This is a genomic window from Cereibacter azotoformans (assembly GCF_021391315.1).
GTDB classification, from domain to species: Bacteria; Pseudomonadota; Alphaproteobacteria; order Rhodobacterales; family Rhodobacteraceae; genus Cereibacter_A; species Cereibacter_A azotoformans.
Genome location: NZ_CP090021.1, coordinates 967075 through 987266 on the forward strand (window position 1 = coordinate 967075; position 20192 = coordinate 987266).

Sequence of the window (20192 nt, forward strand, 5' to 3'; positions counted from 1 at the left end):
ACCCCTTGGCAACTGATCTCGAAAAGCTGGTCGTCCAGCTCTCCGCGGACATCAAGCAGTATCAGCGCGAGATGAACAAGGCCGTTGGGGTGTCGAACAAGCAGGCCCGCGAGATCGAGAACCGCTTCAAGTTGATGAACCGGAACCTCGACAACATCGGCCGCACCGCCGCCCGGTCGCTGGTGACGCCCCTGCTCGGCATCGGCGCTGCTCTCTCGGTTCGCGAGGTCGCCCGATATGCTGACGCTTGGACAGGGGCCAAAAACAGTTTGGCAGTCGCTGGAGTGGTGGGCAAAAACCAGACGGAGGTGCTCAATCAGCTGTATCGCGCGGCACAGGATAACGCAGCTCCCCTGACCGCCCTAACCACGCTTTATGGCCGTGCCGCACAGTCCGCTGACATGCTGGGAGCCTCTCAGAAGGATCTGATCAAGTTCTCCGCGGGTGTTGGAACGGCTCTTCGTGTCGCCGGCACCAATGTGACGACGGCACAGGGGGCTCTGACGCAACTTGGTCAAGCCATCTCTTCGACGCGGGTTTTCGCGGAAGAGTTCAACTCGATCAACGAGGGTGCGAGGCCAATCCTGATTGCGGTCGCAAATGGTATGGACGGTGCGGCCGGGTCTGTCTCGAAGCTTCGGCAGATGGTGATCGACGGCAAGGTCAGCGGACAGCAGTTCTTCCAGGCATTCCTGCGCGGCCTGCCCACCATCCAGAGCATGGCGGCCAATGCCACGACCACGATCGAGCAGGGCATCACGAAGGTCGAGAACGCGTTCACGCGCTACATCGGCCAGACCGATGAGAGCCTCGGGGCCTCGCAGCGGCTGGTAGAGGGCCTGTCGGAGCTGGCCGACAACTTCGACGCCATTGCCGATATCACTGTGAAGGTGGCCGCCCTGATCGGGGCCGGCCTGCTCGGCCGGTCCATCGCCGGAATGGTCGGCAATCTCGGCCTCGCCGGGATGGCCGCAACGAAGTTCGTCGCCGCAATCCGGGCGGCATCGTCCGTCTCTGGCGTGGCGTCGGCCATCGGCGGCTTGAGCGCGGCAGCGGGGCCGATCGGGGCCGTGGTTGGCGTGGCCGCGGTGGGCGCGCTGATGCTGTACTCGGCCAGCACGGCCGACGCGCGCGAGGCTTCGGAAGCCTTCGAGAAGCGGCTGAATTCGATCCGTGAAACGGCGCCCCAGATGGCCACGGCTGTGGAGGATGGCGCGCGTCGTGCGAAGGAGGCGATGGAGAGCATATCTCGGCCAGAGGTGCTCAAGCTCGAACTTGAGAGCGATGCAGCCGAGGCGAACCTCGATGCCATTCGCACCAACTTGCGGCTGGCCATGGAGCAGGTGCAGCACCTGAATGGGCTCGGCATCATCACCGACGAGCAGCGTGAGACGCTCGAGGACTTCAATCGCCGTGCCATGGACGGCACCGCCAGTGCGAAAGATCTTGACGCCGCCCTGACCAGCCTCGGAGAGATCAATGGGCTCGGTCAGGGCCTGATCTCCTCGATCACGCAGCTCTGGAACATGCTCAACCTGACATCGGCCGCGGCGCGGCAGGTTCAGTCGGACATTCAGGCGGCGCTAGGGGCCTATGCGCCGGACATGGGCCGGTTCGGCAATCCCTATGCCCGACAGGAAGCTGAAGTGGCCGCCTCCCGGGCAGGTCGCGCCTACCTCGATGAGCAACGCCGCCTGCAAGGCCTCACCCGTGAGCAACTCGCGCTCGAGACGGAAATCGCGCGCCTGCGCAAGAGCGTGCCCGACGGCGCGACCGTCAGCGACGAGGACCTGACCGAGGCTGCGCGGGGCAACCTGGCCGCGGCCGCGCGTCGCGCCGAGGAGGGCCGGAAGGGTGGCGGCGGTGGAGGAGGTCGCGAGGCCAAGGCCGTCGAGCGCTTCGACGACCGGATCCTCAAGGAGACCGAGGGGCTCAAGGCGGAGACTGACGCGCTCAATCAACTGAAGCTCGGACAGGACAGGTACGGCACCGCTGTGGCTCGCGCCCGCAAGGAAGCCGAAATGCTGCAGGACCTCCAGAACAAGGGGCTCACGATCACGCCTGCCCTGCGCGAGCAGGTTCGAGGTCTCGCAGATGACTGGCAGCGCGAGGCCGAGGCGAACGCCATGGCGACCGAGCGGCATGAGGAGTTCCAGAGTAACCTGCAGGATGCGAAGGGCACGATGAGCCAGGCATTTTCCGGTCTCATCAAGGGGGCCCATGGCTTCAGCGACGCGCTCTCGATGGTGATCGACAAGCTCGCCGATATCGCCCTCAACGCCGCGTTCAACGCCATGTGGAACGGCGTGATCGGCAATGCGGTGAGCGGGCTCGTCGGCGGGCTCGGCGGGTTCTCCGAAGGCGGCTATACCGGCGCGGGCGCGAAGGACGAGCCGGCCGGCGTGGTGCACCGGGGCGAGGTGGTCTGGTCTCAGCGTGACGTGGCGCGGGCCGGCGGCGTGGCCGTGGTCGAGGCGATGCGGCGCGGCGCCAAGGGTTATGCGTCCGGCGGGGTCGTTATACCCGAGATGCCGCGCGTCCCGGCGCCGAAGGCGATCGCAGCCATGGCGGCCAAGGCGCAGGCCCCGCGCGTGGTCTATGTGCCTCAGCCCTATGTGGCGCAGGTCTCGGCCGATGATGACGGCCGGATCATCGGCACGATGCGGCGCGTCGCCCTGGCCACGTCAGCCGCCACCGCGGCCGGGCAGCAGCGGCAGCTCGGATCGTCCATCAACAACTACAGCGCGCGGGGAACGACCTGATGAACCGCACGATCATCGACGTGCCGCGCATCTTCATGCGGCCGTCCGCCCACGACTGGCGGATCGACTGGCGGGGCCAGTCGGCCGGCGAAGGCATCGACGGGGAGCAGATCGTCTACAACCGCCTGCCGCGGTTCGTGGGCGCCCCCGTGCTCGAGATACCACGCGACCTCCGCGGCCACTGGCGGGCGCTGATCATGCGCGGTGAGGGCCGCCGGAACGCCTACCGCATGCGGATGGTGGATCCGGTCAGCTACGGCATGCCTCGGAGCGGCCGGCTGCGCGACGACATCGCGGCATTCCTCACCGGGCACTACGTCGAGCCTCGCCCTCGCGTGCCGGTCGTGGGGGCCGTGTCGGCCGGTGAGACATCGCTGGTCGTCGATGAGACCGGGTTGCCGTCCCCGATCCGCGTCGGAGGCTACCTGAGCCACAATGACTGGCCCTTCGCGGTCGTCGCCCGGAGCGGCTCCGGCTCGGCTGTGACGCTCACCGTGCGGATGCTGCGCAAGGCCATCCCGGACGGAGCGCTGATCGACGTGTTCGCGCGCGGGATCTTCCTTTCGACAGAGGACGCGATGGGCCTGCCGGCCTTCAGCCGCGGGTCCTTCGGGGTGCCCCTCTCCGTGATCGAGTGGATCGGCCGATGAGCTTCTTTCCTGCCGGCTTCGACCCGCGCGCCGATGTGGTGGGCGCGCTGGATCTCGTGCAGATCGACACGCCCGACGGGGTGTTCGGGTTCCTCTGCGGCGTGGACGGGACGTTCACGGCCACGGATGGCGTCACCTATGTCGGGTCGAGCCTCGTCTCGTGCTCCGAGATCGAGAGTGCAATCCAGGGGACGGCGCCGGCCGGAGAGATCGGCCTGACCTTCTTCCAGGACCCGGACGCGCCGGACCTCGTGCAGGAGGTGCGCGAGCTCGGGATCGACTATGTGCGCGGGCGGGTGATCACGCTTCTCTTCCAGCCCTTGCGCTCGTTTGAGGAGTTCCACGCGCCAGCCCTGCCGCCGATCCCGTGGGCCCGCCGGACGATGACGCGGCTCACGTTCTCCGCGTCGGGCTCTCTCGAGCGGAGGATCACGGTCGGGTTCGAGACGCCCTTCGCGGGCCGCAACACGGCGCCGAACCTTTTCTACACGACCGAGGATCACGCGCGTCTGACCGGGGCGCCGAACCCGAGCCTGCAGTTCATGCCGCGCGATAACTATCAAGAGCAGAAGCTGTTCGGATGACCTGCACGATGTCGCCTCTCTTCGCGCACCTGCATCTGTGGGCCGGCCGCCCGTTCGTGTGGGGCTCGTGCGACTGCTGCACGATCGTGGCCGACTGGGTGCTGCATCTGCGCGGGGTCGATCCGATGGCCGACGACCGGCTGACCTATGGTTCGGCCGGAGAATGCCAGCGCGCCACGCGCTTCTTCACCGACCCCGTGGGCGCCTTCGCGCGCCGTCTCGAGCCACTTGGCATCGGCCGCACCGAGGGGCCGGTGACCGGGGATGTCGGCATCGCGCTGGCGATGATCGAGGGGCAGATGCGCCCGCACGGCACGATCTGCCTGGGCGAGACATGGGCGGTCAAGAGCGAGCGCGGGATCACCTGCTACCGCCCGGAAATCATCGCTGCATGGGGGATGGGGTATCGTGCGTAGGGTCATCATTGCAGCGCTGCTCTCCACGACCGCCATCGTGAGCTCGGCGGATGAGGCGCACGCGGACCCGGTGAGCGCGTTCATTGGCGGATTTTTCGCCTCGATCGGGGCGACCGCCGCCACGGGTGCGGTGGCCGCGGCCCTCGGCGGCGCTGCGGCCGCCGGCTTTGCTACGGGCACGTTCCTGCTGACGACCATCGTCGGCAAGACGCTGCTCTCCATCGGCCTGTCGATCATCGCGCAGAAGCTCACACAGAAGAGCTTCGACATCCCGAGCCCGGCCGAGCGGAAGGTCAACTTCGCGCAGGACCTGGCGCCGATGGAATGGGTCTATGGCCGCGTCCGCAAGGGCGGGCCGCTGGCCTTCACCGGCTTCGCGCGGACGACTGTCCAGATCAACACCTCGATCGGCGTAACGCTGACGAAGAAGAAGTCCCGGCGGCACTATGCCGTGCTGATCGCCGCGCACCGGACGAAGGGGCCGGTGACCCACTACCTCGACAAGTGGGAAGTGGATGTGAACGCGACCGGCGCCGTGATCTCGACGCCCGCCGGCGGGGAGGACGGTGTCCTCGCGTCCATCCGCCCCTATACCGGCAAGCCTGCCCAGGCCGCCGATCCGCTGCTGGTCGAGACCTTCCCCGCCGTGACCAGCGCACACGACTTCGCAGGCCTGAGCTATGCCGTCCTCTACGCCGGCCGGCCCGCAAAGGATGGCGACTTCCAGAAGGTGTTCCCGAACGCCCGCGAATGGACGTACAACCCGATCTGGGACGGCCATGATCGGATTTATGATCCGCGGACCGGCGCCTACGGCTGGACCCGCAATGCCGCGCTCATCATCGCCCACAACTGCCTGCGCTATGGCAAGGCGGTCCACTGGCCAGAGGTGGCCGCACAGGCGGACATCTGCGACCAGACGGTGACCAATGCCTCCGGCGGCACGCAGCCGCGCTGGACCATCGACGGCGTGTTCCTTTCGACCGAACCGTGGGAACAGGTGCGGGACCGGCTGGCCCTGGCCTGCGACGCCTGGTTCTATGAGCGGCCCGACGGCTCCGTGGGCTTCAAGGTGGGGGCGTGGGAGGAGCCGACGGTCACGCTGACCGATCGCGATTTCCTGTCGATCGAGATCAGTGAGGGCGACAGCTCGCCGGACGTGCCGGGAGAGTTCGCCGTGCGCTACATCGAGCCGGCCTATGACTATGGCGAGCAGACCTGCGGCGCCATCGTCATGGAGCCCAACAGCGCGCGCTCCGTGGCCGATTCCGATCTGATTACCTCGCATAACCAGGCGGTGCGCATTGCCAAGCGCTTGGGGCGCGCGCAGCGCCCGAAATACACCATCGCAGGCCAGCTCAAGCTCATCGGCTACGAGCTGATCGGCCAGAGGTTCGTTCGGATCGAGCTGGCGGAGCTGGGCATTTCCTGCAATGTCGAGGTGGGGCGGCTCGTGCGCGAGAGCAGCAGGATCTCGTTCAGCCTCGAGGCGACATCCGCGACTGCCGAAGACTTCGCGTTTGTGGCGGCCACCGAGGAGCCTCCGCGCCCGGCTCGTGGGAGCGTGGAGTCCTCTGATGACATTGAGACCCCGGCGAGCCTCACGGGGCAGGTCGTGACGCAGACCGGGGGCACCGCGATCATCAGATGGCTGTGGCCAGCGCAGGACGAGGACTACGTGCAGCAGCTGCAGTGGCGGGTGAACGGCGGGCCTTGGGAGGTGCTGACGGCGGGCCGGGACCAGACGAGCTTGACGCAAGGCGGGCTGGTCGATGGTGGCGTCTATGAGGCGCAGATCCGCAACCGCACGGCATCAGGGCGGACATCCTCATGGTATCCGACCGATCCGGTGTCGGTGACCGCCATCGCGAACACGACCCCTCCCGGCTCACTCAGCGGCTTCGATGGTCTGGTGATCGGCGGCGCGGTCTCCCTGACCTGGGAGGCCCCGAACGACGCCCGGTATTTCGCGGCGCGGATCTGGCGCTCGGAAACGACGGTCTTTGCGGACGCGATCGTGGTGCGCACGGAATACGGCATCCCGTCGAACCCGGACGGCTACGTGGACAATCCGGGCGTGGGCACCTGGACCTACTGGGCCGAGGGCATCAACGCCTCTGGCATCGCCGGCCCGAGGTCCGGGCCGGTCACGAAGACTGTCGTCTAGAACGACGACCTGCGACGGCCCGGCCAACGGGCTGCGCGCCACCACCGGGACAGGAGAGCCAGCAGTGGCCGACAGGATCGAGACCGCCACCACACAGACGACGAACGCCATAGCCGTGGCCGGGGTGACCAGTGCGGCATGGCTGCCGTCTCTCAAATCGGCGTCCGAGGTCGCAGGGATGCTCATGCCGATCTTCGGCGTGATCTGGCTCGTCGTTCAGATCGTGCGGGCTCTGGCCGGACCCGCAAAGCCGCCGAAGGTCTGAACCGCCCATCACCTTGCCGGCGCCGGCAAGCCGATCATCCGCCCCGCCATCGCGCGGGGCTTTTTCATGGGAGAATGATGTGGACGTGAGGGACATCCAGCGGCTGCTTGCGGCCGTGGGGCTCTACAGGGGCGCGATCGACGGCGACCCCGGCCCGCTCACCATGGCGGCAGCCGCCGTCATCCTGGGCCGGCATGATGCGGTGCCGTGGAAAGCCTGGCCAAAGAGCCGCCAGCTCATCGCCGCCGGGCAGGCCGTGCTCCTGGTCCTCGGGCACGAGCCCGGCAAGATCGACGGGCTCATGGGGCCGAACACGCGCGAGGCCCTAACCGAGTGGGCGTCGGGTCCCCTCAAGGCCGCTGTCGAGCGCATCGTCGGGGCCGGCTACTCGGTCGCCGATGCCCAAGGCACCTATCCGCGGCAGGAGTCGGTCGCGACCTTCTACGGCACGGCCGGCGGGCCGGACTGCACCGGCGGGATCGTCGAGCTGCCGATCCCGTTCCGGCTCGCCTGGGATCTCAACACGAGCATCACGAGCTTCCGCTGCCACAAGCTCGTCGCCGCGCCGATGACGCGGATCTTCCGCGAGGCGGTGTCGCACTACGGCGCGGACCAGTTCGAGAGCCTGCGGCTGAACATCTTCGGCGGCTGCTACAACTACCGCAACATGCGGGGCGGATCGAGCCTCTCGATGCATGCCTGGGGCATCGCCGTCGATCTGGACCCCGAGCGCAACCAGCTCCGGTGGGGCCGCGACCGGGCGAGCTTCGCGGTCGGCCACTACGACGCCTTCTGGAACATCGTCGAAGCCGCCGGCGCCACCAGCCTCGGCCGCGCCTGCAATCGCGACTGGATGCACTTCCAGTTCGCCCGCCTCTGAAGGAGAGAAACCATGTCCATCGTCCTCGCCTTCGCGCTCTGCGCGCTGGCCTTCTTCCCGCTGGTCGGCTGGCCTCTGGTCGCGACGCGCGTCCTCGTCTCGGCCGTGATCCTCTCGGCGCTCGCCTACCCGGCCGCCGCCACCACGGTGGGCGAGTTCCTTACGCCCCTTGCGCCCGGTCTGCTCGATCTGGCCGGCGTTATCCTGACCCTGATCATCGGCGCAGCGGCGCGGCAGTGGGCGGCGTGGACCGGGGTCCAGATCGAGGCACGGCACCGCGAGGCGTTGCATTCGGCCATCATGACCGCGGCGCGCACGGCCATCGCCCGCGGGCTCACGCGCGAGGTCGCGACCGAGTTCATCGCCGCCTATGTCCGCGCCTCGGTCCCGGACGCGCTCAAGCGGCTGTCGCCGTCGGCCGAGACGCTGGACGGGCTGATCCGCTCCAAGCTGATCGATGCCGCCGGACGCTGATGCGCCCGCCCGTCCCGCTGCGCCCCCGGCCGAGGCGCTGGGGCCGATCCAGATCATGACCCGCGCTGACCAATGGTCCGCCCTCGTGCTGTGGGCGGACTGCATCCTCGCCCTCGCGGCCCGCACCGCACCATCTGATCACCGGAGCACCGAATGACCCTCACGACGACGCGCATCACCGGCACCGTCGATCTGCCCGACGGGGCGACCCCGCAAATGTCCCGTGTCCGCTTCGTGTTGTCGAAGTGGGACAAGAATGGCGCCAACATCTTCGTGCCCGGCCCGGTCGAGGTGCAGGTTGCGTCCGACGGCACGATCGAGGCGGATCTGCAGACGACGACGACGCTTTCCGGCGGCGCGCTCTACGACGTCACGCTGCGCTATTACTCCGATGCCGTCCGCCAGCAGCGCGAGACGCGCCTGGGCCGCATCGCCGTCCCGGCCACCGGACCCGTCGCGCTTGGGACGCTGCTCGCCGTCAGCCCGCCCGAGTCCACCCAGCCCGACGCGCTGGCGCAGTGCCTCGCGGCGGCGGCGGTGGCTGAGGTGGCGGCCGAAATAGCTGCGCCAGCGGCATCTGCAGCGGCGCTCTCGGCGTCACAGGCCGCGCTCTACGAGGGCGTCTGGCTCAACGACGTAGCCGCCCTTCTGGCTGATACCACGCTGAAATACACGTCAGGGCCGGGGCAGGTCACGGTCGGGCAGTATGTGCGAACGCGGGCCGAGGGGTACAGTTTCTCTGTGCTGGCATCGAGTGCATCGACATATGCACTTGCGACCGCAGGCGGGGTGAGGCTCGACAGAGCCGCATCGGCACTGCGGGGGCGGGATATTCATGTTTCCAGCGCCCTCGATCGGTTTGGTAGAGTGCGCTCGCTGGCCGGATCGGACAGTAACAGCGGCCTGACCGCAGACAAGCCGCTGGCGACCCTCGCGGCGGCGCGGGCGCTGGTGCAGCCCGGAGATCGCATCTGGCTCATGCGCGGATCATACTGGCGCGAGTCGCTGGTCTTGGGCATGGGTTTTGCGCGAGGCTATGTGCTGGCGTATGGCGCCAGCGGAGAGCACCCGATGATCGATGGCGCCGATGTGGTCGCAAACAGCGGATTTTCCAAGGCTGCCGGATACGCGAACATATACGACGTGACGGTGCCTCATACCATGACATCGTCAAACCAGACATTTTCCGTCTGGAGGAACGGCGCGCGCCTGACGCGCGTGACCTCCAAGGCGGCACTCGACAGCACGCCAGGCGCCTTCTACGCCCCCGCTCCGTCCGGGTCGGCATCGACGATTTCCGTCCATGCGCCGGGCAGTGTCGATCCTTCGGCGGATGGCGCTCTCTACGAGGCGGCTACCAGAGCCTATTGCCTCGTCGGCGCACGGGCGGGCGAGATCAGCGGCATATGGACAGGTCGGCAGGGGCACAATGACGGCAGCCTGATCAGCTATGACTACGCCTACGGGTGTGTCGCTCAAGACGGCACGAAACACAACTTCTTCAACCAAGGGACTATGGAGAGGTGCCTCGCCTATCTGGCCGAGACATTCGTAACGGCCGGGGCCTCGACGCTGTTTGTGGCTTATAACGATGTCGGGACTGGCAAGTCTGCGCGGTTCATCGATTGTGTTGCCATCGGGCGGGGCGCGACTGCCGGCCACGTCGGCTTTTACTCCCACACGGCCGGGGCGACAAAGCACGCGGCAATCATCTACGAGCGGTGCATGGCGATGGACTGCGCCAGCGGATTTGCCGGTGCCAACTACCAGCTCGCGATCCACCGCGACTGCGTGGCCCTGCGCTGCAAGAGGGGCATTTCGAACGACGGCACAACATCGACCGACAGGACGGTTGTTCTGGGCGGCCTGTTGTCAACCTGGGATGCGGCAAGCGCGCTTGCCGGTCGGCCAATATCCTCAGACGGTGGTGGCGGGTTTTGGCTGTTGCGGGGCGTCACAATCGTTTCTCGCGCCGTCATCGGGGCGCAGGTGTACGGCGCGTTTGCTGACGGGATCGACATCCAGAACTGCGACCTGATTTTTGCAGATCCGTCCGGCGTACCGACGACCGCACTGCAAGCTCTTTCCGCATCTGCGGCAGTCACATTCAGAAGAAACCTCGTTTATGGCGGCGCAAAAGCATTCACGCTTCCGTCGGGGGCCACTCTCATCTCGGACCTTAACAGCTTCTATCCGGCTACAATGGATGCTGAGGTTGGTGGGACAGCATATACGGACATCGCGGCATACAAGGCTGGCACAAGCCTCGATGCGGCCTCAGTGGTGTCTGATCCACTAATCTCGCATGGAGGCCGCATCGATAAGCCTAAATGCTCGTTTGCCTCGCCAGTGTGGGCAATCGGTGCAGGTTCTGGCGCGCTGAGCACAGCCGATCTGGACGCGCTGTTCGCTGCCGAACTTGCGGCCTGATACCAGTACTCTCGGCTCAAGACCGGAGAGTACGGCTAGCGTGTCTCTCTTCCAGCGCAAGCCATTGATCCACGACAAGCGGCCGCGGACAGGGCAGCCACCCCGCCCGCGGCCTGACCACCACCGAGCATAGGAGCCTCGATCATGGCTGATCGCCGAATGATGACGTGCGGGTGATTCCGCAAGATGAGCGGGGTGCGGCGTGATGCCTGATAGTGGCCCGGGCGCGTGGGAGACGGTGCTGCTCAGCGGCAGCATGATCGCCGCGTGGATCGGAGGAGAGGCCGGCCGGGTGGCCGTCGCTGGCGGCGCCGGCGGCCTCATGCGCTGGCTTGCCGCGGAGCAACGGCGCATTCGCGACGGGGTGCTGGCCGAGCGTGCGGGGGTGGTGCATCTGGGCGGCGAGCCGGATGCCGAGGTGCGCGTCACTGGCGGGGCTGTGACGGTGGAGTGGCGGTAGGCCAGTCGTCAGGATAGGTGCGGCCGGAGATGACGGTGGGGCGGCGTGTCCAGCGCATTGGGGGTGATCTAGGGCCGCGGGGCGGGTCGGCTATGAGCTCGTCGCGCGCGCAGCCCCACACGAAAAGAAGCGCGGACGCGTTTCCGACATTCTCTAAATGTTCGATCTATGTCCGAGCGCGATTGCCCAATTTTATCCCGCGAAATCAACAGATCGGCGCTGATTGCAAATCCGCGGCGGCAACTGGAACACCGGTGCCTCGGCGGGTGTGTGGGCGCTGAGCGCGGCCTACGCGCGGTCGAACGCGAACTCGCACATCGGGTTTCGCCCCCGCCTATGTTGCGTGAGTGACCGCGTTGTAGGGCCGGTGCCCGAGGTGAGTGACGACGAGATCCGGGCCTGTGGTCCGGCCATACGAAGCGCTCCCCGGTTCATTGAACCTGCGTGAACCGGGGTAAATCGCGAAACCTGCCTTTCGGCATGAAATAAAAAGCGTGCAGATCAATAGGTTTCAATAGGTTGCGCTACGGCTGCTTTTTTCACATCGAAGATGTCAGCGGTTCAAATCCGTTATCGCCCACCATCATACCGCACATTCCCGGCACAGTCGCCATGCAGACGCCCGCGCAAGAGCGCGGGCTTTCGGCGTCGCGTGGGGACGCTTCCGTGCCGGCAACGGCAGCCGCGCGGAAGGCACGGCTGCACGCGGGATCAGGGATCAGATCAGCGCCAGGATCCGCTGCGCCTCGGTGTGGATGTCGGCGAGTTTCGCGCGATCCTCGCCGGGGTAGAAACGGCCGCGGGTGGCGGTCGGCATCGGATTCGGGGTCTCGATCTGGACGCGCGGGCCGATCTTGCGGGTCTCGGCCTGCCAGCTCCGCACGAGGGCCATCTGTGCGGCCTTGGTCGCGCCATAGGAGCCGAAGAAGGGCTCGCCGCCCCGCGGATCGTCGAAGAAGAGCGCGGTGCCCTGTCCGGCACGCAGCAGCGGCTCGACCATGGGGATCAGGATGCCGGTGGCCCGCACGTTGGTCGCGATCGACTTGTCCCAGTCCTTGGGCTCGATATGGCCCGACGGGCAGAGCGGTGCCGCATGGATGGCCGCATGGACCCAGAGATGCACCGCCCCCCAGCGGTCATAGATCGAGCGGCAGAGGTGGCGCATCGCGTCGTCGTTGGTCACGTCCATCGGTGCGAGCGTGGCGGGCTCGGCGCCCGGCCTGCGGCCGCGGATGCGGTCGTCCATGTCCTCGAGCCCGCCGGTGGTGCGAGCGACGGCGACCACATGCCAGCCCGCAACGCCGAGTTCCTCGGCGATCGCGGTGCCGAGCCCGCGGGAGGCTCCGGTTACAAGGGCGATGCGGGGCGAGGGCAGGGTGCTCATCGGGGCGGCCTTCTGACTGGAAAAACGCCGCGACTCCGGGTCTGCGGCGCTTCAGCCTATGGCCAAAAACACGGGTGGGCGCAAGCGGCGGGCGGCGCGGGCAGGAGGTGCGCGCCGCGCGAAGGACGGCCTACTGGGCCGCCTTCATCTCGAACCCCTGATCGATCTTGTCCGAGGGGGCCACGGGATAATCGCCCGAGAAGCAGGCGTCGCAATAGCGCGGGGCCTTGGGATCGCGGCCCGCGGCCTCGCCCACGGCCCGGTAGAGGCCGTCAAGCGAGATGAAGCGCAGAGAATCCACGCCGATCCAGTCGCGCATCTCGTCCTCGGACATGTTGGCGGCCAGAAGCTTGGCACGTTCCGGCGTGTCCACCCCGTAGAAGCAGGGCCAGGCCGTGGGGGGCGAGGCGATGCGGAAATGCACCTCGGCCGCGCCCGCATCGAGGATCATGTCCTTGATCTTGCGCGACGTCGTGCCGCGGACAACCGAATCGTCCACGAGGATCACCCGCTTGCCCTTGATCAGCGCGCGGTTGACGTTGAGCTTCAGCCGCACGCCCATGTTGCGGATCTGCTCAGTCGGCTCGATGAAGGTCCGGCCCATATACTGGTTGCGGATGATCCCCATTGCATAGGGGATGCCCGATTGCTGGCTGAAGCCGATGGCGGCCGGTGTGCCGGAATCGGGGACGGGACAGACCAGATCGGCGTCAACGGGCGCTTCCTTGGCCAGTTCCACGCCGATCTGGCGGCGGGTCTCATAGACCGAGCGGCCGCCGAGGATCGAGTCGGGCCGCGAGAAATAGACATGCTCGAAGATGCAGAAGCGGGCGGCGCGACGGTCGAACGGGTGGAAGCTCTCGATGCCCTTCTCGTCGATCACCACCATCTCGCCCGGCTCGACCTCGCGGATGAACTCGGCGCCGATGATGTCGAGGCCGCAGGTCTCCGACGACAGCGCCCAGCCCTCTCCGATCCGGCCGATCACCAGCGGGCGCACGCCGAGCGGATCGCGCACGCCGATCAGCTTCGTGCGGGTCATGGCCACGACCGAGAAGGCGCCCTCGACGCGGCGCAGCGCGTCCTTCATCCGCTCGGGGATGTTCTTCTGGATCGAGCGCGCCATCAGGTGGATGATGCATTCGCTGTCCGAGGAGGACTGGAAGATCGAGCCGCGCTCGATCAGCTCGCGGCGCAGGGCGGCGGCGTTGGTCAGGTTGCCGTTGTGGGCGATCGCCGCACCGCCCATCGCGAACTCGCCGAAGAAGGGCTGCACGTCGCGGATCGCGGTCGCGCCCTTGGAGCCGGCGGTGGAATAGCGGACATGGCCGATGGCGAGCGCACCCGGCAGGGTGGACATCGTGGCGGGGTCGGTGAAGTTGTCGCGCACATAGCCGAAGCGGCGGGCCGAGTTGAAGCCGTGTTCGGGATCGTAGGCAACGATGCCGCCGGCTTCCTGCCCGCGGTGCTGCAGGGCATGCATGCCGAGGGCCACGAAATTTGCTGCGTCACATACGCCGATGACACCGAAAACGCCGCACTCTTCCTTCAACTTGTCATCGTCGAAGGGGTGGCTCAGGAAGGGGCGCATGGGAGGGCTCCGAATCCGAGGGGAGATTGGCCCCTCATGTAGTGGCTTGTCACGCCGCTGTCACCCTCACAAAGCCGTTCCCCTCAGTTCGCGGGTGCCGGGGCGGGGGTGGCGGGCGCGGTGCAGCTGCTCACCAGCTGTTCGTAGCGGGCGACGATCCAGCCGGGCGCGTCGGACGGAATGGACTGGTCGATGTTCTCCTGGAAGGAGGCAAAGACGCGGGCCGAGCGGGAATTGTCCACCATCGGGACCGTGTTCGAGGCCACGGCGCGGTCATAGACGATCAGCGCCACCGCCACGAGCACCACGCCGCGCAGGACGCCGAAGAGGAAGCCCAGGCTCTGGTCGAGGCCCCCAAGGGCGGAATTGCGGATCGCCGAGGAGAAGAGCGGCGTGAAGAGCGACAGGAGCACGAGGGCGAGGGCGAAGACCGCGGCGAAGGCCGCGATGATCGACAGTTCGCAACTGTCGCCGAGGAAGTCGCCGAGGACCGGCACCTCCTTGATCAGGGGCTGGGCCTGCGCCGCGAAGACGAAGGCGAGGACCGCCGCCGCCACCCAGCCGGCTATCGCCATGACCTCGCGGACGAGGCCGCGCGAATAGGCGAGGATCGCCGACAGCACGATGACAGCCGCAACCACGGCGTCGATGATGGTGAAGCCTTCCATGTGCCCGCTCCTTCGGCGTTACCCTGCCCCGAACATCTCACCCACGAATGCCGCGAGGTCGGGCATCTGGCGCACCCGCATCCCCGCATCCTGGCCCACTTTCGAGCGGGTCGGCGCAACTGCCTGCGAGAAACCAAGTTTCGAGGCCTCTTTCAAGCGGCTTTCCGTCTGCGTCACGGGGCGGAGGGCGCCCGAGAGGGAGATCTCGCCGAAAAGCACCATGTCGGGCGGAATTGCCACATCCTCGCGCGCCGAGACGAGGGCCGCGGCCACGGCGAGGTCGGCGGCGGGTTCCGAGACGCGCATGCCCCCGGCCACATTCAGAAAAACGTCGAGGCCCGCGAAGGGGATGCCGCAGCGCGCCTCGAGGACGGCGAGGATGGTCGAGAGCCGGCCGCTGTCGAGCCCCACCACCGTCCGGCGCGGTGTGCCGAGCGGCGAGGGCGCGACGAGGGCCTGGATCTCGGTGAGGACGGGGCGCGTGCCCTCGATGCCCGCGAAGACGGCCGAGCCGGGAGCGGGCTGGTCGCGGTCCGACAGGAAGAGCGCGGACGGGTTGGAGACCTGCGCGAGCCCGCCGCCGGTCATCTCGAAGACGCCGATCTCGTCGGCGGGGCCGAAGCGGTTCTTGACGGCACGCAGGATGCGGAACTGGTGGCCGCGCTCGCCCTCGAAATAGAGGACGGTGTCGACCATGTGCTCGACCACGCGGGGGCCGGCGATCTGGCCCTCCTTCGTCACATGCCCCACGATGACGATGGCCACGCCCCGCCGCTTGGCGAAGGTCACGAGTTCGTGGGCCGAGGCGCGGACCTGGGCCACCGAGCCGGGGGCCGACTCGACATTGTCGAGCCACATGGTCTGGATCGAGTCGATGATGGCGAGCGCCGGGCGCTCGGCGTCGAGCGTTGTCAGGATGTCGCGCAGGTTCGTCTCGGCGCCGAGCGCCACCGGGGCCTGCCCGAGGCCGAGCCGCTGGGCGCGCATCCGCACCTGCGCCGGGGCCTCTTCGCCCGAGACGTAGAGGCATTTCACCCCGCCGTTGGCGAAGCTTGCGGCCGCCTGCAGGAGGAGCGTGGATTTTCCGATGCCCGGATCGCCGCCCACAAGGATCGCCGAAGCGGGCACAAGGCCGCCGCCGAGCACGCGGTCAAGCTCGTCGATGCCCGAGGAGGTGCGCGGCGGGGGCGCCTCTTCGGTGGCAAGGTCGGTGAGCGCGATGGTGCGGCCCTTGGAGCCGAGCGCCTTCGGCCCGGTCGAGAGCGGCGTCTCCTCGGTGATCGAGTTCCAGGCGCCGCAGGCGTCGCAGCGGCCGGCCCACTTGCGGTGGACGGCGCCGCAGGTCTGGCAGGTGAAGACGGGGGAGGATTTGGCCATGGCGCCTTTTGCCCGCTCGGGCAGGGGGGCGCAAGCCGGCAGGCGGAGGCCCGCCACGGCGCCTGTTCAACGCGAGGGCGTCAGGAACGAGATGGCGAGCGAGGCGAGGATGCAGCCGGTGAAGAACCAGAGGCCCCAGGCGGTCTCGACCGTGGCGAGGCCCACACCCTTGATGAGCACGATATAGAGCGCGATCAGGAAGATGTCGGCCATGGCGAGCCGGCCCAGCAGGTGAAGCGCGGGCAGGACGCGGGGCGAGAGCAGCCGGGCGTGGAGGAGCGCGAGGCCGATGGTCTTCAGGTAGGGCGCGAAGATCGCGAAGAAGGTCACGAGCAGCGCAAGACCGACGTCGGTGCCCCAGAGCGACTGGAGGCCCGAGACGACGGATATTTCGGACAGGCCGAAGAGTGGCAGCATCCCCGCCCGCATCAGGGGCGCGAACCAGGCCATCGGAAAAAGAAGCAGCAGCGCGAGATTGGCCGCGCGCAGCATCCTAGCGCAGCGCCTCGATCGGGCCCTCGGCGCGGCCGTGGATGAACTGCTGGACGTAAGGATCGGGTGTGGTGTCGAGCTCGGAGACCGGGCCGGTCCAGCGGATCTTGCCACGGTGGAGCATCGCCACGTTGTCGGCAATGGCGCGGACCGAGGTCATGTCGTGGGTGATCGTGATGGCGGTCGCGCCCATCTCGGTCACGATCTCGCGGATGAGGTCGTTGATGACGCCGGCCATGATCGGGTCGAGCCCGGTGGTGGGTTCGTCGAAGAAGATGATCTCGGGCTCGGCCGCGATGGCGCGGGCGAGGCCCACGCGCTTCTGCATCCCGCCCGACAGTTCGGCCGGGTAGAGGTCGGCCACCTGCGGGCCGAGCCCCACGCGGCGCAGCTTCTCGATGGCGATCTCGCGCGCCTCGGCCTTGGGCCGCTTCTGCGCGCCGCGCAGCAGGCGGAAGGCCACGTTCTCCCAGACATGGAGCGAGTCGAAGAGCGCCGCGCCCTGGAACAGCATCCCGAAGCGGGCCAGGAAGGCGTCGCGCTCGGCGCGGGTCACATCCTCGCCGTTCAGCAGGATCCGGCCGCCATCGGGCGCGACAAGGCCCAGGATGCACTTGAGCAGCACCGACTTGCCCGTGCCCGAGCCGCCGATGATGACCATCGAGCTGTTGCTCTCGATGCGCAGGTCGATGCCGCGCAGGACCTGGTTCGAGCCGAAGCTCTTGGTGACGCCGGAAAGCTCGATCATGAGGTGAAGAACACCTCCGTCAGCAGGTAGTTCGCGGCAAGGATCAGGACCGAGGCCGCGACGACGGCGGATTTGGTGGCGCGGCCGACGCCTTGCGCGCCGCGGCCCGAGTTCATGCCGTGATAGCAGCCCATCAGGGCCACGATGAAGCCGAAGGCCGCGCCCTTCACGAGGCCCGAGCCCACGTCCCACACCTCGAGGAAGTCCACGGTGTTCTTGATGTAGGTGGCCGAGTTGAAGTCGAGCCGGTTCACGCCCACGAGCCAGCCGCCGGCGATGCCGATCGAGTCGCCCACGGCCACGAGGACCGGCACGGCGAGCGTGGCGGCCAGCACGCGGGGCACGGCAAGATACTTCAGCGGGTTGGTCGAGAGGGTCACGAGGGCGTCGATCTGCTCGGTCACCTTCATGGTGCCGATCTCGGCCGCGATCGAGGAGGCCACGCGGGCCGCGACCATCAGCCCGCCGAGGACGGGGCCAAGCTCGCGCGTCATGCCGATGGCCACGATCGAGGGCACGACCGCCTCGGCCGAGAAGCGCGCGCCGCCCGCGTAGATCTGGAGCGCGAGGGCGCCCCCGGTGAAGATCGCGGTGAGGCCGACGACCGGCAGCGAGAGCCAGCCGATCTGGATCAGCGCGTTGAGGAACTCGCGCGGGTAGAAGGGCGGCCGGAAGAGGTGGCTGATGACCGCGGCCGCAAAGAGCGCGATCCGGCCGATGGCCGCCAGCGCACCGAGCGTCGCCCGCCCGAGCGCCGCGATGGGAGCGGCCGGGCTCACGCCGCGAGCGCCCCGTAGCGGCGCTGGTAGCGGCGCCCGAGACTGGTGAGGATCTCGTAGCCGATGGTTCCCGCCGTGTCGGCCAGATCGTCGGGCGTCTGGTGGCGGCACAGGATGTCGAGCGCGTCCGGCACCTCGGGGAGATGGCTCACGTCCACGGTGATGAGGTCCATCGAGACACGGCCGACGAGCGGGCAGGGCACGCGGCCGGCAAAGAGCGAAGCCCTCGAGGACAGCGTGCGCGGCAGGCCATCGGCGTAGCCCGCGGCGACCGTGGCGATGGTCGAGGTGTGTTCGGCCGTCCAGCTGTTGGAATAGCCCACGGGCTCGCCGATCTCGACCTCGCGCACCTGCACCACCGGAAGCGACAGATGCACCACCGGGCGGGCCTCCTCGAACGGGCGGCCGCCGTAGAGGCCGATGCCTGGGCGGGTCAGCTCGAAATGCCAGGCGGGGCCAAGCAGGATGCCGCCGGTGGCCGAGAGCGAGCGGGGAACGCCGGTCCCGTCGGTCATGGCGCGGAAGGCGCGGAGCTGCTCGGTGTTCATCGGATGGTCGGGCTCGTCCGCGCAGGCGAGATGGCTCATCAGCAGTTCCGGGCCCGCCTCGAGGGCGGTGGCGGCCACGGCCTCCCACTCGCCGGGCTCGAGCCCGAGCCGGTTCATGCCGCTGTCGAGCTGAAGCCCGAAGGGCTGGCCGCCGAGCGTCTCGAAATGCCGGGTGAGCTGCTCGATCGAGTTCAGCATGGGCGTGAGGTCGAAGTCGCGGATGAGGGCGGTGTCGCCCTCCATATGGCCCGAGAAGACGCAGATCTGCGGGCCGGAGCCGAGCGCGCGGCGCACCTCGGCCCCTTCCTCGCAGGCGGCGACGAAGAAGCGCCGGGCGCCGGCCCGGGCGAGGGCATGGGCGACCTTGGCCGCGCCGAGCCCGTAGGCGTCAGCCTTCACGACGGCGCCGGTCTGGCAGTCGGAGGCGGTCATCTGGTCGAGCGCGCGCCAGTTGGCGGCGATGGCGTCCAGGTCGATGGTGAGGGTCGCGGTGGCCATGGCGGTGTTTTCACCGCCGCGAGTGCGACGTCAAGGGGAGAAAGCCCCGGCCGGGCGGTCCGCCGCCCGGCGGATGATCACGAAAACCGGAAGCCTTTGCGGCCTGTTCGCGGACGGCGTCTCCGGCGAGCCTCTGCGAGGCAGGCGAGGCGGCGGAAGATCGCGTGCATCCTGTCGCGGCGTTGCGGCGGCGAAGTCGGGTGGCGCGCCTGTCCTGCCGCTGGTAAAGGGCGCCAAAGCCAATGCGAGGAGACGGACCATGTTCGATCTGACGGGAAAATCTGCGCTGATCACAGGCGCTTCGGGCGGTATCGGCGGTGGCATCGCGCGCGCGCTCCATGCGGCGGGGGCGACGGTCGCGCTGTCGGGCACGCGGACGGGCCCTCTCGAGGAGCTGGCGGCGGAGCTGGGCGGGCGGGCTCATGTGCTGGCCTGCAACCTCTCGGACGCCGCGGCGGTCGAGGCGCTGCCGAAGCAGGCGGCGGACGCCATGGGCGCGGTGGATATCCTGGTCAACAACGCGGGCATCACGCGCGACCAGCTGGCCATGCGGATGTCGGACGAGGACTGGACGCAGGTGATCGAGGTCAACCTGACCTCGACCTTCCGCCTTTGCCGGGGCGTGCTGCGCGGCATGATGAAGGCGCGCTGGGGGCGCATCGTCAACATCACCTCGATCGTGGGCGCGACGGGAAATACGGGACAGGCCAACTATGCCGCCTCGAAGGCGGGAGTGGTCGCCATGTCGAAGAGCCTGGCCGCCGAAGTCGCGAGCCGGGGCATCACGGTCAATGCCGTGGCGCCGGGCTTCATCGGGACGGCCATGACGGACAAGCTGAACGACGAGCAGAAGGCACGCATCCTCGGCCAGGTTCCGATGGGGCGGATGGGCGAGGCGCAGGACATCGCGGCGGCCGTTCTCTATCTTTCCAGCCTCGAGGCGGGCTATGTCACGGGGGCCACGCTGCATGTGAACGGCGGCATGGCCATGCTCTGAAAAAGCGCCGGCGGGATGCGGC

General features: G+C 67.9%; 19 protein-coding genes. 11 read left to right on the forward strand and 8 right to left on the reverse strand.

Features of this window, described 5'->3' with window-relative positions; all coding sequences use genetic code 11:
* Nucleotides 1-5 precede the first annotated feature (5 nt).
* The 10 genes from LV780_RS04900 to LV780_RS04945 all read left to right on the forward strand — a co-directional run bounded on the left by LV780_RS04900 (nucleotide 6) and on the right by LV780_RS04945 (nucleotide 11088).
* Complete coding sequence (locus LV780_RS04900) at nucleotides 6-2762, forward strand: tape measure protein (RefSeq protein WP_117344934.1); 2757 nt, start codon at nucleotides 6-8, stop codon at nucleotides 2760-2762.
* On the forward strand, nucleotides 2762-3412 hold the full coding sequence (locus LV780_RS04905) for a hypothetical protein (protein ID WP_117344935.1): 651 nt from the start codon (nucleotides 2762-2764) through the stop codon (nucleotides 3410-3412). The genes LV780_RS04900 and LV780_RS04905 overlap by 1 nt, the downstream gene beginning before the upstream one ends.
* A complete protein-coding gene (locus LV780_RS04910) occupies nucleotides 3409-3996 on the forward strand; it encodes a hypothetical protein (protein ID WP_117344936.1) in 588 nt (195 codons plus the stop codon). Before LV780_RS04905 ends, LV780_RS04910 begins: the two co-directional genes overlap by 4 nt.
* Complete coding sequence (locus tag LV780_RS04915; protein WP_233863912.1) at nucleotides 3993-4412, forward strand: DUF6950 family protein; 420 nt, start codon at nucleotides 3993-3995, stop codon at nucleotides 4410-4412. The genes LV780_RS04910 and LV780_RS04915 overlap by 4 nt, the downstream gene beginning before the upstream one ends.
* Nucleotides 4405-6579 carry a phage tail protein gene (locus tag LV780_RS04920; protein WP_181969636.1) on the forward strand — a complete coding sequence of 725 codons (2175 nt, stop codon included), beginning with the start codon at nucleotides 4405-4407 and terminating at the stop codon, nucleotides 6577-6579. Before LV780_RS04915 ends, LV780_RS04920 begins: the two co-directional genes overlap by 8 nt.
* 64 nt (nucleotides 6580-6643) lie before the next feature.
* Nucleotides 6644-6844, forward strand: a complete 201-nt coding sequence (locus LV780_RS04925; protein WP_117344937.1) for a hypothetical protein — start codon at nucleotides 6644-6646, stop codon at nucleotides 6842-6844.
* A gap of 79 nt (nucleotides 6845-6923) precedes the next feature.
* Complete coding sequence (locus LV780_RS04930) at nucleotides 6924-7724, forward strand: M15 family metallopeptidase (protein ID WP_117344938.1); 801 nt, start codon at nucleotides 6924-6926, stop codon at nucleotides 7722-7724.
* 12 nt (nucleotides 7725-7736) lie between these two features.
* Nucleotides 7737-8198 (forward strand): hypothetical protein, encoded by a 462-nt coding sequence (locus tag LV780_RS04935; RefSeq protein ID WP_117344939.1) that lies wholly within the window; start codon nucleotides 7737-7739, stop codon nucleotides 8196-8198.
* 153 nt (nucleotides 8199-8351) lie between these two features.
* Nucleotides 8352-10628: a hypothetical protein gene (locus LV780_RS04940; protein ID WP_117344940.1), complete on the forward strand. Its 2277-nt coding sequence runs from the start codon at nucleotides 8352-8354 to the stop codon at nucleotides 10626-10628.
* A 205-nt stretch (nucleotides 10629-10833) separates the two neighbouring features.
* A complete protein-coding gene (locus LV780_RS04945; RefSeq protein WP_117344941.1) occupies nucleotides 10834-11088 on the forward strand; it encodes a hypothetical protein in 255 nt (84 codons plus the stop codon).
* A gap of 718 nt (nucleotides 11089-11806) precedes the next feature.
* Here LV780_RS04945 and LV780_RS04950 read toward each other — a convergent pair.
* The 8 genes from LV780_RS04950 to alr form a co-directional block, all read right to left on the reverse strand.
* A complete protein-coding gene (locus LV780_RS04950; RefSeq protein ID WP_011908100.1) occupies nucleotides 11807-12472 on the reverse strand; it encodes an SDR family oxidoreductase in 666 nt (221 codons plus the stop codon).
* A 130-nt stretch (nucleotides 12473-12602) separates the two neighbouring features.
* Nucleotides 12603-14063: an amidophosphoribosyltransferase gene (gene purF / locus LV780_RS04955; RefSeq protein ID WP_011908101.1), complete on the reverse strand. Its 1461-nt coding sequence runs from the start codon at nucleotides 14061-14063 to the stop codon at nucleotides 12603-12605.
* 83 nt (nucleotides 14064-14146) lie between these two features.
* On the reverse strand, nucleotides 14147-14731 hold the full coding sequence (locus LV780_RS04960) for a CvpA family protein (protein WP_011908102.1): 585 nt from the start codon (nucleotides 14729-14731) through the stop codon (nucleotides 14147-14149).
* Between the two features lie 18 nt (nucleotides 14732-14749).
* Nucleotides 14750-16108 carry a DNA repair protein RadA gene (gene radA, locus LV780_RS04965; RefSeq protein ID WP_101340364.1) on the reverse strand — a complete coding sequence of 453 codons (1359 nt, stop codon included), beginning with the start codon at nucleotides 16106-16108 and terminating at the stop codon, nucleotides 14750-14752.
* A gap of 66 nt (nucleotides 16109-16174) precedes the next feature.
* Nucleotides 16175-16600, reverse strand: a complete 426-nt coding sequence (locus tag LV780_RS04970; protein WP_101340365.1) for a paraquat-inducible protein A — start codon at nucleotides 16598-16600, stop codon at nucleotides 16175-16177.
* Between the two features lies 1 nt (nucleotide 16601).
* The gene (locus tag LV780_RS04975; protein WP_108220827.1) at nucleotides 16602-17348 is read right to left on the reverse strand and encodes an ABC transporter ATP-binding protein; all 747 of its coding nucleotides are present in this window, start codon (nucleotides 17346-17348) and stop codon (nucleotides 16602-16604) included.
* Nucleotides 17345-18127 (reverse strand): MlaE family ABC transporter permease, encoded by a 783-nt coding sequence (locus LV780_RS04980; protein WP_011908106.1) that lies wholly within the window; start codon nucleotides 18125-18127, stop codon nucleotides 17345-17347. Before LV780_RS04980 ends, LV780_RS04975 begins: the two co-directional genes overlap by 4 nt.
* Nucleotides 18124-19173: an alanine racemase gene (gene alr, locus LV780_RS04985; protein WP_011908107.1), complete on the reverse strand. Its 1050-nt coding sequence runs from the start codon at nucleotides 19171-19173 to the stop codon at nucleotides 18124-18126. The genes LV780_RS04980 and alr overlap by 4 nt, the downstream gene beginning before the upstream one ends.
* A 259-nt stretch (nucleotides 19174-19432) precedes the next feature.
* Here alr and fabG point away from each other — a divergent pair, with 259 nt between their 5' ends.
* Nucleotides 19433-20170, forward strand: a complete 738-nt coding sequence (gene fabG / locus LV780_RS04990) for a 3-oxoacyl-[acyl-carrier-protein] reductase (protein WP_011908108.1) — start codon at nucleotides 19433-19435, stop codon at nucleotides 20168-20170.
* Nucleotides 20171-20192 lie beyond the last annotated feature (22 nt).